19 protein-coding genes are annotated in these 12,389 nt (G+C 57.9%); 2 read left to right on the forward strand and 17 right to left on the reverse strand.

What is annotated here, in order from left to right:
• Positions 1-841: DUF3560 domain-containing protein (locus Q0063_RS13105; protein ID WP_297872424.1), on the reverse strand; the 841-nt coding region annotated here is incomplete at its 3' end.
• Positions 842-940: 99 nt separating this feature from the next.
• Here Q0063_RS13105 and Q0063_RS13110 point away from each other — a divergent pair.
• The gene (locus tag Q0063_RS13110) at positions 941-1,528 is read left to right on the forward strand and encodes a hypothetical protein (protein WP_297872425.1); all 588 of its coding nucleotides are present in this window, start codon (positions 941-943) and stop codon (positions 1,526-1,528) included.
• Between the two features lie 12 nt (positions 1,529-1,540).
• On the opposite strand, the gene Q0063_RS13115 is transcribed toward Q0063_RS13110, so the two are convergent.
• The 8 genes from Q0063_RS13115 to Q0063_RS13150 form a co-directional block, all read right to left on the reverse strand.
• On the reverse strand, positions 1,541-2,047 hold the full coding sequence (locus tag Q0063_RS13115) for a hypothetical protein (RefSeq protein WP_297312166.1): 507 nt from the start codon (positions 2,045-2,047) through the stop codon (positions 1,541-1,543).
• Between the two features lie 119 nt (positions 2,048-2,166).
• The gene (locus tag Q0063_RS13120; RefSeq protein ID WP_297312164.1) at positions 2,167-2,469 is read right to left on the reverse strand and encodes a hypothetical protein; all 303 of its coding nucleotides are present in this window, start codon (positions 2,467-2,469) and stop codon (positions 2,167-2,169) included.
• 80 nt (positions 2,470-2,549) lie between these two features.
• Positions 2,550-3,272 carry a site-specific DNA-methyltransferase gene (locus tag Q0063_RS13125; RefSeq protein WP_297312162.1) on the reverse strand — a complete coding sequence of 241 codons (723 nt, stop codon included), beginning with the start codon at positions 3,270-3,272 and terminating at the stop codon, positions 2,550-2,552.
• Positions 3,262-3,858, reverse strand: a complete 597-nt coding sequence (locus Q0063_RS13130) for a hypothetical protein (RefSeq protein WP_297312160.1) — start codon at positions 3,856-3,858, stop codon at positions 3,262-3,264. The genes Q0063_RS13125 and Q0063_RS13130 overlap by 11 nt, the downstream gene beginning before the upstream one ends.
• Positions 3,848-4,216, reverse strand: coding sequence for a DUF3848 domain-containing protein (locus Q0063_RS13135; protein WP_297312158.1), 369 nt, complete (start codon positions 4,214-4,216; stop codon positions 3,848-3,850). Before Q0063_RS13135 ends, Q0063_RS13130 begins: the two co-directional genes overlap by 11 nt.
• Positions 4,213-4,995: a DUF4406 domain-containing protein gene (locus Q0063_RS13140; protein ID WP_297872426.1), complete on the reverse strand. Its 783-nt coding sequence runs from the start codon at positions 4,993-4,995 to the stop codon at positions 4,213-4,215. The genes Q0063_RS13135 and Q0063_RS13140 overlap by 4 nt, the downstream gene beginning before the upstream one ends.
• A complete protein-coding gene (locus tag Q0063_RS13145) occupies positions 4,992-5,498 on the reverse strand; it encodes a hypothetical protein (RefSeq protein ID WP_295752971.1) in 507 nt (168 codons plus the stop codon). Before Q0063_RS13145 ends, Q0063_RS13140 begins: the two co-directional genes overlap by 4 nt.
• Positions 5,499-5,747: 249 nt before the next feature.
• Positions 5,748-6,395, reverse strand: a complete 648-nt coding sequence (locus Q0063_RS13150) for a hypothetical protein (RefSeq protein ID WP_297872427.1) — start codon at positions 6,393-6,395, stop codon at positions 5,748-5,750.
• A 107-nt stretch (positions 6,396-6,502) separates the two neighbouring features.
• Here Q0063_RS13150 and Q0063_RS13155 point away from each other — a divergent pair, with 107 nt between their 5' ends.
• A complete protein-coding gene (locus Q0063_RS13155; protein WP_297872428.1) occupies positions 6,503-7,399 on the forward strand; it encodes a toll/interleukin-1 receptor domain-containing protein in 897 nt (298 codons plus the stop codon).
• Here Q0063_RS13155 and Q0063_RS13160 read toward each other — a convergent pair.
• The 8 genes from Q0063_RS13160 to Q0063_RS13195 all read right to left on the reverse strand — a co-directional run.
• The gene (locus tag Q0063_RS13160; protein ID WP_297872429.1) at positions 7,370-7,939 is read right to left on the reverse strand and encodes a YodL domain-containing protein; all 570 of its coding nucleotides are present in this window, start codon (positions 7,937-7,939) and stop codon (positions 7,370-7,372) included. The two genes, Q0063_RS13155 and Q0063_RS13160, sit on opposite strands and share 30 nt — an antisense overlap.
• Positions 7,936-9,069, reverse strand: coding sequence for a methionine adenosyltransferase (metK, locus tag Q0063_RS13165; protein WP_297872430.1), 1,134 nt, complete (start codon positions 9,067-9,069; stop codon positions 7,936-7,938). The genes Q0063_RS13160 and metK overlap by 4 nt, the downstream gene beginning before the upstream one ends.
• Positions 9,059-9,922: a DUF3846 domain-containing protein gene (locus Q0063_RS13170; protein ID WP_297872431.1), complete on the reverse strand. Its 864-nt coding sequence runs from the start codon at positions 9,920-9,922 to the stop codon at positions 9,059-9,061. The genes metK and Q0063_RS13170 overlap by 11 nt, the downstream gene beginning before the upstream one ends.
• Positions 9,912-10,301, reverse strand: a complete 390-nt coding sequence (locus tag Q0063_RS13175; protein ID WP_297312350.1) for a hypothetical protein — start codon at positions 10,299-10,301, stop codon at positions 9,912-9,914. Before Q0063_RS13175 ends, Q0063_RS13170 begins: the two co-directional genes overlap by 11 nt.
• The gene (locus Q0063_RS13180) at positions 10,291-10,812 is read right to left on the reverse strand and encodes a gamma-glutamylcyclotransferase family protein (RefSeq protein WP_297312348.1); all 522 of its coding nucleotides are present in this window, start codon (positions 10,810-10,812) and stop codon (positions 10,291-10,293) included. Before Q0063_RS13180 ends, Q0063_RS13175 begins: the two co-directional genes overlap by 11 nt.
• Positions 10,805-11,056 carry a hypothetical protein gene (locus tag Q0063_RS13185; protein ID WP_297312346.1) on the reverse strand — a complete coding sequence of 84 codons (252 nt, stop codon included), beginning with the start codon at positions 11,054-11,056 and terminating at the stop codon, positions 10,805-10,807. The genes Q0063_RS13180 and Q0063_RS13185 overlap by 8 nt, the downstream gene beginning before the upstream one ends.
• Before the next feature lie 6 nt (positions 11,057-11,062).
• Positions 11,063-12,052, reverse strand: a complete 990-nt coding sequence (locus Q0063_RS13190; protein WP_297872432.1) for an amidoligase family protein — start codon at positions 12,050-12,052, stop codon at positions 11,063-11,065.
• On the reverse strand, positions 12,049-12,389 hold a 341-nt coding region (locus Q0063_RS13195; protein ID WP_297872433.1), incomplete at its 5' end, for a DNA cytosine methyltransferase. The genes Q0063_RS13195 and Q0063_RS13190, both read right to left, overlap by 4 nt.

Below are 12,389 nucleotides of genomic sequence, written 5' to 3' on the forward strand. Positions count from 1 at the left end.
CGCTGGGCGCCCATCGGAAACCGCCGTGCCGCATGGCCGAGCAGGTATCCCGATCCGGTTTTTCATCGAAGAACACTTGGAGCCGGTTGGCCTGCACATCCATCTTCACCACGCCGCCCTCGAAGGCCCAGCCCTCAAATTCAACTTCTTTTTTGGCGGACAGTTCCTCAATCCGTTTCTTCGTCTGGCGGATCATGGCGTTGTTATTGGTGAGGCGGAAACTCGGATAGGGCTTCGGTTCCGGATGCCAGTCACGAGTCATGGAAGCCCTCAGCTTCTCGATCTGAACCGGGTCCAAACCAGGACAGCCCTCCAAGGTCTTGTGCTTGCGGTAGTAGGCGTTCACGGCCTTCATGGACTCCTGGTCCCGCTCCAGGGCCTCCAGCTTGGCTTTCAGCTTCTGGACAGCCTCCGGGTCGTCGGCGCTGATGCCGCCTTTGCCTGTGCCGCGGATTTTGTCCAGGATTCCTTGGCTCTCCCGCCACTCCGCCATGGCCGTGTCAGAAGCCTGATTCTGCTTTTCTTTCTTCCGCACAGGGAAATTGCTTCCCCCGGCAATCAAAGTGGACGGCACACGGGCGGCGATGGCGTTCTGCCGGTTGGTGTTTTCGGCCAGTCTGCGGGCATAGGTATCCAGCAGGCGGTCGATCCTCTCATGATGAATGAGGTCCACTTTCCGCTTTTGGGCTTCCGCGATCTGAGCGGCCTTGTCCACAGACTGACGGTATTCCGCCGTTGCGCTGCCCGCTTTGTAGTCGAAATAGCTGTTCATCTCCTTAGCCCGGCGGGCCAGCTCCTCGTTGATGATGTAGTAGTTGATAGCTGCACACCTCCTCTGCAAAATCTTCTGACAGCTTTCACTGTTGATTTTAGAATTTCGACTATGAAATGTAATGGTGTTGGAGTATAATGTTTCATCATGGTATAGGGGGGATGCGCTGTGTCCAGACACACCAGCCCGTATGAGGTATACGCAAAATACATATTGGAGGCGGTGTATGGCGGCCGCTACGGAACGCTGCTCCTGCGGGATAAACCGGACCTTCAGACCGCGGACGGAGAAGCCGGTATAGAGGTTACCTCTGTGAACGGAGAAACCTTTGAGCGGCTTGTGACGGAAATTGCCATGAGCCAGCCATATCAGGTTCCGTCGGACAGAATCCTGGAGCTGTGCGCAAAATGCGGCATTGAGTATCACGCATGGCAGACCTTTGTCATCAACCCTCTCCCTGCCGCCGGATTCATTGAGCCTTTTCGCAAAAAGCTGAAAAAACTGAATGCCGGATATGCGTTTCTGGGTCACTACGACCTGTTCCTCTACTCGGACCGGCACACTCTGGAGAATCACGAATTGGAACCGCTGCTGGAAGCATTGTGCGAAGAGAATAAAGCGCCAATCTCCTACCACTATGTCTACATTGACGCCAGTGGAAAGCTGGCGTGTTTTGACTTGGCCCATGGCACATATGAAGTCCAGTACACGAAGGGACTGCGGGAAAAGCTGATATCCGGTTCCGCCGTTGAATAGCGCTTCTCCCGTCTATCGCTCCGGCATTTTTCTCTTTTTATGAGGCACTTTGGAAACAGGCGGCAGGAGTTCGGCGGACAGCGCATCGGAGCGCAGCAGCCCCTCATCGGAAGAAATTCCGCTCTGTTCCGTCCCCGCCTTACGGCGAGGACTCCACCCGCTCCATTCCTTCCTCCTCTCCCCACCGCAACCGCTTCGCTGGGTTGCGTCGGGGGCCCCATAGTTATGCCGCGCTCCGATGTTCGTAACCGTTATGTCCTTGACGCACAGCCGCAGCCAGGGGAGGGCCTCTCCCATCCGCTGGGCCAGGAGAGCGACGTCCAGCGAGGTCCGTTGTTGCAAGGAGACATACACAGAGTATTGCCGCCGCTCAAAGCCGTTGGCTTCCATGAAGCGCCGGATGTCCTTATAGGCCCGCTTGAAGAACTGCGAGTCCTGGCCTGTCTCCTTGTGAGGATAATACCGCTTCAGCGCATCCTGGCTCAGATCGAAGCTGATCTGCTTTCGTGTCATCCCCATATTAAATCTCCTTGTGTGCTTTCTTCACGGATCATCGGTCCAGCCCCTTTTCTCCTTGGCTCTGCTTGTAATAAGATAGCAGATATCTCCTTTGCGCCATCCGCCAGGAAAATCATCCGTCATGTTTTCTCACCCGCCTTTCCGGCCTGGGCAAGCACATCCTCCTCGCCGTTCTCGTCCTGCCAGACGCAGGAGGCAGCGCAGTCCAGGAACCAGTCCGCCCGCAGCAGGGACAGGATGACGTCCCACATAACGGCGAAATCGTCGCCATGGCCCCTGTCCTGGAAGACCAGGGCGTCACTGTCATCTGCGCAGGGGAGATCGTGAACAGCGAACAGCGTCTTGACCGTGCGGTGGACGTCCTCCAGCCTGCGGCCCTGCCGCTCTACAGCGGCTTTGTCAAAGGAAATGTGAACTTTCATGCTCGGTATCCCTCCTTTTATTTGGTAGCCCACATCATACCAGCATGTCCCGGCCATATCCAGAAGAATCGGCAGACAGTTCACGCCGCCTCAGCCAGCTCCCGCTCAATCCGCTCCCTGGCAAGGCGGGCATACTCGTCCGTCACCTCGATGCCGGTGGCGGTGTAGCCCTCCAGCACGGCGGCCAGGACGGTGGTGCCGGACCCGGCGAAGGGGTCCAGGATGTGCCCGCCCGGCTCGGTGATTTTCACGATGTCCCGCATGAGCTGGAGGGGCTTCTCCGTCAGGTGGATGCGGTTCTGGGGATTGCCATATTTGAACACGCCGGGGAGGCAGGGCACGGGGCGGCTGATGGGCATATCGCCGTTGGAGCCCCAGACGATGTACTCCGCCTGCTGGCGGAAGCGGCCCTTCTGGGGACGGGAGTTGCCTTTGTCCCAGACAGCGGTGCCCCGCCAGATCCAGCCCGCCCACTGGAGGGCGTCGGAAGCGGCGGGGAGTTGCCGCCAGTCGATGAACATACACACCGGCGCGCCGGGTTTGCACAGCTTCCGGGCGTCCGCCAGCCACTCCGCCGCCCAGCGGGTCCAGGACCGCTGGTCCTTGGCGTCTCCCTCAAAGGGCGGAGGGGCGGCGTCTCCCATACTGGAGTATTTTTTGGCGGTGGATTTGTTCTTCTCGCTCTGCGTCCGGCCTCCGGAGGCGTAGGGCGGGTCGGTGATGATAGCGTCAAAGGTGCCGGGGGCGAAGTCTCCCAACAGCTTCAGGGCGTCGCCCTGGATGATGGTCCACTTATCTTTCATGGGCAGATTTTCCTTTCTTTTTGTGAGTTTTTTTCGGTTCGATGGGAGGCGCGGACAGCTCAGTGTCCACGTACTCGCTGATAATGCTGAGGGCTTCATCATAGCTGCCGGAGGTTTCACATCGCTTGAACATCTCGTCGATCTGTTCCCGCATCCCGGCTTCCTTCAGCAGCATAGAGGCATTGCCCAGGATGGCGTAGATGTTGCCATCCATACCGGCAAGGTCCATCTTCGGCTTTTGCGGGGAATATGCCTGAGTAAATCCTTCCAGACGGTTGGGGACGTAGTCAGAGAGCCACGTTCCACCGAACTGGTCATGGGTCTGGAGCCGCCACATGGCCAGCTTTCCCATGTCCAGTTTCACACCCTCAAAGGGGAACAGCAGGTTTGTCAGGCCGTCGTGCTGGAAGACGGAGGCCCGCTCGAAGCGGCTGCCGTCCAGCAGGATACCGCTTTCGGTGAGCAGTCCGTTGACGCCGTTCAGCCATTCCCGCAAAGGGCCGCCGCAGCCCTGGAGGATGAGACCCTCCTTACCGCTCATTGTCTGCAGATCTTCTGTGGTGATGTTTGTAATGTTATCGCTCATGTGCAGTATTCTTTCCTTTCTGTTTCGCTTTGGAAGCAAGACCGGCTGCCGGAGACTCCCTGCCGCAGCCGCGGAGATGCCAGAGCATATGGCCCATTTCCTCCCCGTGGTCATAGCCGCTGATCTCCTGCTCCCAATAGCCTCTTACCACTTCCAGGGGATTGTCGAGACCCAGCAGGTATTCCACCTCGTCGTCGTCGCACACAGCCGCCAGCTCGTCGCAGAGCTGCTGGGCGGCGGTGATCTCCGGGGCCAGCCGGATGATTTCCTCAAAGGGCTTTTCCCGGAGCTGGGCGAGGTAGTCCTGGTAGTTTTGGTCCAGCCGCAATTGCAGGATTGCGTTTTGGTCCTGACTCATCGCTCATGACCTCCTTTTCGAACGATCTGTTTGCGGGGCCGGACACGCTGAGGCGGTTCCTGCCCAAAGACGATCGGAATGCCTTGGTCCTGAGCACGGCGAATTTCTGCCCGCATCCCCTCGGTGATCGTGGAGCCATAGAGGTTGATCTGATGGCAGGACTCCAGCAGGCGAAGGCCCATCTCCCGTGCCGCCTCGTCCTGAACAGAGCAAGCCGGATCGGCGTTGGAGGGAAGCGTAATGTGGGGGCAGACGGGAATGTCGCCGGATTGGAATACCTCCTGGGCCTTCTGCCGGGCGAACTCGATGTTGTTAGCCACATCTCCCTGGAGCGGGGCGCAGATATACACCAGCTTGGGGCCGTCATGACCACGCTCCGGCATCCGCTCCCGGAAGGGCTCCAGGTATTGCCGGACCTGCTGGAGAAGCAGCTCCCGGTCTGCGGGGGCGGGCCTCCAGGCGTACCACTCCGGTTTACCGTCGCAGATCCAAATATGAGGGGATACGCCGCCGCGGAAATTTGGATTTCCGGGGACAGGCTTCTTTTCCCAAACGTCCTGGAATCTCAGCAGCAGTGTATCCACCTCACCCTCTGTGCGGTTCAGCACCTTTATTTTCAGTGCGTTATAGTGGTCGGCCATCCCGGTGGTGACGAACTCTAGCCGGACCCGCAGGTCCTTCCCCAGCGTTCCCAAACAGGCCCGGCCCGCGAAGCTGGGGTCGGAGATAACATCGCTGTCCCCAAGCAATTTCCGCAGTTCTCCTTCAAAGAAATTCATCGCTCCAGCTCCTTCCCTTTCGGCGCTTTCTCCTGCTTTTTGGGAGAGCGGGAGGGCTTCAGCTCATCCCTGGCCGGGTTCCGGACAATAGAGCGGCTTTGCCCATCCAGTATCAGCGTATCCGGTGTGCTGTTGCGGATTTTTTCTTCCCAGAGGATTACGGCGGTTCCGGTAACCTCTACGGCTCCCGCCACTGTGCCGTAAACAGTACAGTGGCCGCTGAGCTTCGGAAATTTTCCCCGGTCCCTGGCGTCAAGGACCAAGGCGGAGCCGGAGGCCCTGGCCTCCTCGCACAGAACCGCGCCCCGAATGTACGCGGCGTCCTCCGCCCTGGCGTGGCCGGACAACGTGCTCCGCTGCGTTACATACGCCTGGTCACAGGCGACGGCCCCGTCACGCAGGCAGGAATCTTTGTCCACAGAGGCGGACCCGGCGGCGATGGCGTCGCCGAAAATCCAGGAGACGTCGCCCTCCTCCTGGGAGAGGTTGCATTCCGCCTCCACAAAACCGCCCAGATCCCCGGCCCTCACCTCAACGCCGACGTCTCGCAGGGCGCGGATGCGGTGGAGAAAGGGATATTTTTCGTGGGCGATATCGGTGATCTCAAATTTTTTACTGCTCGTTTACATCAACTCCTCTGTAAAAATTGTGCTTTGGGTCAGCCCCAAACAGTACTATTTTTATGGTGAAAAGGCTATCACGATACTCCACAAAGAAACAGGCGGAAACCCGGCAAAATCAACAGGGGCGGGCTACCTGTCCTTCGGCTTTTCCCGTCTTTTGTGGCCCCTTTTCCGGCGAAGCGGCTTGCCCTGGCGGAACGCCTCCGTAAACCGCCGCTCCGCCAGCTCCCGCCAGAGGGGGTTGTATTCTGTCTGGACACGGTTTTCCTCCGCCCAAAAAGTAATGTGGGCGGCGACGGCAGGGCAGGTCTTGAAAATCATAGTCATCGCCTGGGTCATTTCCGGATCGCTGCCTATAAACAGCCGGTGAGAGGAATCGTCCGTCTTGGCGGGGCAGGACTTCTTGTCGTTCCACAGCAGCGAGACAGCATTGATCACAGGGACAGCGTGTTCCCTGGCAAAGTTTCTGGCCCGCAGCAGGGCCATCTCCGGATGGAAGCAGCCGAAGTCCACGGTGTAGAAGGTTTTCGATTTATTACCCTCCTGGACCGTAAGCAGGGCCAGGGGGCTGTTCTCGTCCGCTGACCCCGGTGTGTGGAAGCACATCAGGCAGCCCTGATCCGCCAGCGCGGCGATCTGTTCCGCCGTACTGCCGCTTTGCATATACACAGCGGCGGCAACCATTTCGGAGGGCAGGAGTGTGGCACAGGAGATGGAGTCATATACGGCCTGCACCGCCTCCGGGCTGAAATTGTTCGCAAGAAAACGGAAAGACACGACCTTCTTTTGTGGACAAAAAGGAGGAAACTGGACATTTATAGTTGAAAGTGGTAAAATGAAAATAATTCCAAACACAAACGGCTTTATGAGCGGAGGGATTGAATATGGTATTTATTTCTTATTCCTGGGATTCCGATGAACACATTGAAAAAGTTGCGCAGTTGATTAAACTTTTGAAGAAGAGCGGTATCAAAGTGTCCTGGGATCAAGATTTGAAACTGGGCAGGCGGATTCCCTCCTTTATGGAGGAGGAACTTCAAAAGTGCGATCAGGTTTTGTTCATCTGTACGCCGAATTATAAGCTGAAAGCGGATGGAAGAGATGGTGGTGTGGGATACGAAACCAATGTGATTACAGGAGAGTTGTACAGAAGTCATAACGATACGAAATTTATCCCTGTACTCTTTGACGGAAACTGGGATGCTTCCATGCCGGTCTGGGCAAACGGCAAGCTTGGAGCGGACCTGCGAAACGGAAGTATGCAGGAATACGAAAAATTGCTGGATGCACTGTGCGGACAGGAGGTGGAGCCGTGCTGCGAATATCAGGAGGAGACAGAAGATGTGGAAACAGATCAAGCTTCAGAACCTCCTGGTGCGGAGGAGCGGCGGGCTCTGGAACGGATCTACAGCGAATTGCTGGATATTAAAACCTGGCTTGTTCAATTGAAGCGGACGGGTAATGGGATGGAGGATCCCAGTGGTTCAGAGGATGAGATGTGGAAAAAGGTGAAGGCGCTTGAGAGGCTGAAAGACACCTATGACTTTATTTTAAACAGAGCGATTCTTGGGAAGTTAGATGAATTTTTCCGCTGGTGGAAAAACTTCCAGTATTTTTATACCCACTTTGATGAGGAGATTACGAAAGACGCTGCGAAAAAGAAGGGGCCTCTGTCCTGCCTTTTCAGTGTGGATGCCAATGGCAAGCTGAAAAACTCGTATAACTTCGCAAAACGTGAGTGTAATGAGATTCTAGCCACCATTGCACAACGTATAGGCTAAAAACCACATCCGGTCTAGAACCCCGGAGCGGGAAATATGAAAGGACCGTATCTGCCGGGCGAAGGGACGATTGTCCTGATTGTGCTTGAGGTATAAATCATCCAAAGTGACCTTGGAAGCCAGCGTGCCCCGGTAGACCCGCTGGTAATGGGACATCCGCAGTTTGACTTTCGCCTGCGCGTAGGGCATGAAGGCATAGGGCGCCGCTCTGATGTCCTTGATCTGGTAGATGGTGTATGTGTCGCAGACGTCGCCCTCTTTGGGATGCTCGGGAGCATAAACAGCCCCATTCCGCTCCTGGATCTCAGCGAACTGGCAGATGTGGAAGGTTTCACCGCCGATCCGGGCGTGGGTGGCGTCAATGTACCGGCAGGGGAGGATTCTCCGGTCATCACCGAAGGTGGTGAGGATGATGTTCTCGCCGTCCGGTACATGGAACAGGGTGTTGTAATCGCTGTCGATGAAGCGGACCAGCCCGCCGTCCGCCTCGTTCGGGAAAGCCAGAACACCAAATACATTGACAGGGGTATCGCCGTTCATCGCGCCTCCCTTTCACAGGCTTCCGCCAGGGCGGCGGCCCGGTCCGTCTGCTCCCAGGGCGCGTCCTGGTGGGTGAAATGCCCGTAATTGCAGAACGAAGCGAAAATAGGCTGATTCAGGCCGAGGGCCCGGATGATACCGCCGGGAGTCAGGTCGAACACCTGCCGGACCACCTGTTCCAGAACTGCTTCCGGGTATCGCCCGGTCTCATGGAGGTCAATGTCCACGGCTACCGGCTCCGCCCTGCCGATGGCGTAGGCGAGGCCAACGGTACAGCGTTCCGCCAGACCGGCGGCTACGATGTTCTTGGCGATATACCGGGCCATGTAGGCCCCGCTCCGGTCCACCTTGCTGGCGTCCTTCCCGGAGAGCGCCCCGCCTCCATGGGGGACGAGGCCGCCGTAGGTGTCCACCATCAGCTTCCGGCCCGTCAGGCCCGTGTCCGCCTCAAAGCCGCCCAGGACGAAACGCCCGGAGGGATTGATGAGGACCTCCGTCTCATGGTCGGGGTAGAGCTCCCGCAGGGCGGGGACGATCACGGAGCGGGTGAGTTCCTTCCGCAGCTCCTCCGGGTCCTTTTCCTCGTCGTGCTGGCAGGAGAGGACCACGGCGGCGATCCGGGCGGGCTTGCCTTTGTGATATTCCACGGACACCTGGGCCTTGCCGTCCGGGCCGAGGCCCTGGATGGTCCCCAGCTTGCGGGCATTGGTGAGCATCAGCGTCAGCCGGTGGGCCAGGACCACGGGCAGGGGGAGGAGCTGGGGCGTCTCCGAACAGGCGAAGCCGTACATGATGCCCTGGTCGCCGGCTCCCATCTGTACGTCCTGGGCAACGGCCCCGGCGATGTCGCCGCTCTGATCGTGGGTGATAACCTCCACCTCGTAATCGCAGGAATAGCCGGTTTCCCGCACCGTCCGGCAGACGATGGCGGGGATGTCCGGCAGCTGCCGGGCGGTGATCTCCCCGGCCACGATGATCTTTCCTGCCGTGGCCATTGCCTCACAGGCGACGCGGGCGGTGGGGTCGTGTTTCAAACAAGCGTCCAGAACGCGGTCAGCGATGGCATCGCAGAGCTTGTCCGGGTGGCCTTCGATGACCGACTCGGCGGTCAGGATGTACTTATCTCTCATGGGTCTTTCCTCTTTTCTTTTTTTGTTCTGTGGGTTTTTCGGGGGAATCAGGCACTTCCAACGGAATGGCAAGCAGATGGGGATGATCAAACATCTCCTTGTAAGAACGAAGCTGGAAATCGGTCAGAGAAACGAAGTTTTCGCCGCCCACTCCGGCAATTAGAAAGGTCCCGCAGAGAACGTCATACGGGTCGCCATGCCGGTCGCAGAGCAGACGGTTGGAAGGCAAATTCAGGTTTTTGCCCTCGGCGTTGCAGATAATGGCGGCAGACTCCGTAAAAGGAGAAGCCATTTCAATTTTTCCGCCGACGATTCCCTGCAAGGACTTGTAATCATGGGGGACCTCCCGCTCCTCGCAGGGCTTCATCGGCTCAACCACAAGGACCTTAATCGTTTGTTTGCTCATTCTTTCTTCCCTGGGAGGCAGCTCTGCCGCCCTCTCCAGCTTGTCTGTTTGATAGCAGTAAATGTAAAAGTTGTAATTTCCCCGCAGGGGCAGGAAGCGCAGATAGTAGCGGCGCTTAGGGGTATCCACCCGGAAGCCGTAATAATCTTTGCCGGATTCAGGGCTCATTTGGGCCTGCTTATGCTTCCAGCAGAAGCTCTGCATGGCGCTGAGGTTTTTGAGGGGCCCGTTCTTCCGCAGAGCATTGACCACGCTGTCCAGCTCATCCTTGAAATCCTGGTCCACCAGTTCCTCCTGGTGGACCCACCATGTGGTCCAGAACTCCGTTCCCTGGGCAAAATCTCCCCGCAGGTGACCGATGCAAGCCTGTTCCTCGGCGTAGCCGGAGAAGGTCAGCAATTCCTCATCCTTGTCAAGCCCCTGGAGCGGATAGGCTTCAGCGCTCATGGCCCTTCGCCTCCTTCTTTTTGGGAGACAAGGGTTTCTCCGGAGCGGGACCGTGCTCCCGCCCAATCTCCATTTGCCGAATCATTTTCACAACTTCCCGAAAAGCCAAATAACGGTGAATCTGCTCCGGGTCATCTGTAATGACGCGAATTGTTTCCCACAGCGGGGACCCATGATGGCTGATATCCGACTGAACAACCAGGGCGGGCTTATCTCCCTCCTCCAGCATGACGCGGGCGCCGCGAATATCCTCGGCGCGGTCGTACAGGCCATAGGTCAAGCCAACGCATTTCAGGGTCTCCAGAGCGTCCACAGTGGTGTACACGCTGCCAGTGGAAATATGGACCTCGCCGGATAGCGAAATCTTTTTACCGCTCATGAGAATTTCCTCCTTTCAGCGGTCTGCCGCGTTTGATAAAGGCGTTGTTGATTCGCTCTGTCTCCGCATGGACCTCCTCCACAGCGTGGTCCCACGCTTCCTTCAAAGCGGCGGCCGGAAGACCGCTGCATCGGTATCCCTCCAGGATACCGTTATAGTAGGCGGTGCTTGGAAGCATGGGTTCCTTGAACCGCTCATCCATAATGTAGGCCATGACGGAGAGAGACCGGCCCAGGCCGTCCCGGACAGTCACCGTGCGCTTATCGTAAAAGCGGGGATAGCCCTCATACCGGTCCAGGGAGCGCTCACACGACCGCGTGAGGCTCCACAGCAGGCCATGGACCCTGCCGCCCGCTTTGGGAGCAATGGTAGCGAAGCCGCCCCGGCGAAACAGCAGTTCATAGTCCTCCAGAAATACCGGCCCAACGACACAGGCGTCCGGGCAGCGGCAGGCCATCTGCTCCAGGTTGATGTTGCTGCCGTAGGCGAAATACAGTCTTCCGTCAGCCATCCTCCAGCACCTCCAGGGCCCCGGCCTTGGCCAGCAGGGCGAACATGGCGCGGGCCTGCCGCTCCAGACTGCCGTTCGGCAGGGGACAGTCCAGATCGGTGGCCCGGATGAAATTGCTTCGGAGCTGCCAGAGGTAGCTCTCGGCGTCGGGGAACTCGGTGGGGTCGAAGGCGGTCAGGCGGAGCTGTTCCAAAATCTCCGTCCCGGTTCCCTCATAGGTTCTGGCGTCAATGCTGATTTTCATTTAAAATCACCTCTCATTTTCATGGTGTCGTTTTTTCCTTCTGTTGACCTCGTAGCTGTCCTTGTCGTGGCGCCACGCCCGGTCGCCGTCAAGGTTGGCGAGAAGGATATCTCGGGTCTCCTTGAACTCGTCGCCGTTGAGACCCAGGCGGACCAGCCAGACCCGGAAGGTGAACAGCTCGTTGTCACTGCGGGTTTTCTGCATGACGGCGCTCCGCTGGACGATGGCCTGGGCGGACATGGCGAGGCACAGATGCACATAGGCCGCCGCCTTGGCGGGATCCAGGGTAGAATTAAAGCACCGCCATTCGACGGTGCCTCGGTAAAAGACAGAGTGAAGATTCAGGGCATAGTACCGGGATTTGTTATAGTGGTCATGACGGGTCCTGCCGTCATTTTCAAAGCCCTCGTACCAGATATCCTCCAGCTGGGTCAAGTCTGACGTTTCCTCCGCAGATAAGGTCCGAGCCTGTTTCAGCATGGGTTCCCGCACCTTTTGACACCACTCTATGGCTCTTGCCTCATTCACCTGCAAGGCTTTGAAGAGGAGGTCCTCCTTGGAATACATGATGCTGATCAGGTTTTTGAGGCTCTGGCGGTTGTGGTTGGAGGCGTCTACATGGACGTGAAGCCCGCAGGAGTCGTTCACCTTCGCGCCGATGGCTGTTACCCGCCGCATACACTCTTGAAGATGCGGCAGTTCGTCATAGGTCAGCTTGGGGGTGACCATCTCCACCTTATATGGATAGCCCTCCGGGGAGCTCTTATCGAGCCACAAATATCCGTCCGCAGAGGGACACTCCGGGTGGATGCTGGAATCGCTCATGAGCTCCCATTTCTTTCCCATTTTATCCGTTACGATCCAAGCGTCATAGGTGCCCTCCAAATATTCGGGCGTTGTGCCAAAGTAATCCGCCAGAGCCTGGGCGGCCTCCTCTCGGGTGATTCCCGTCATCTCGATCTCCGCGCCGTAACACTGTTCCTTCATCCCGATCATACCGTTTTCTCCCTCCGCAGTTCGTCATCTACAGCACGAATACGCCGGCCTATAGCCTCGATTACGTTGACCGTAACGCTGTTCCCTGCCTGCCGGTAAGCCTGAGAGTCCGAAGTGATGGCAAGGAGGCAGTCGATCTGGTCCTCCGCGAAGCCCTGGAGGCGGAGACACTCCCTGGGCATGAGGCGGCGGATGCGCCCGCCCCGTTCTACGATGCCCTGGACGCCAGCGGCGTCATGAGCCAGCTTGCTGACTCTGCCGCCTCTGGTTTTGCTGCCGGGGTAGCCCAGGTCCACGCTGTCGCCGGGAGCGGCCGCCTGATAGCCCTGCTTGGTCC

Origin of the sequence: uncultured Oscillibacter sp., from assembly GCF_947654275.1 — a bacterium.
Taxonomy (GTDB): domain Bacteria; phylum Bacillota; class Clostridia; order Oscillospirales; family Oscillospiraceae; genus Oscillibacter.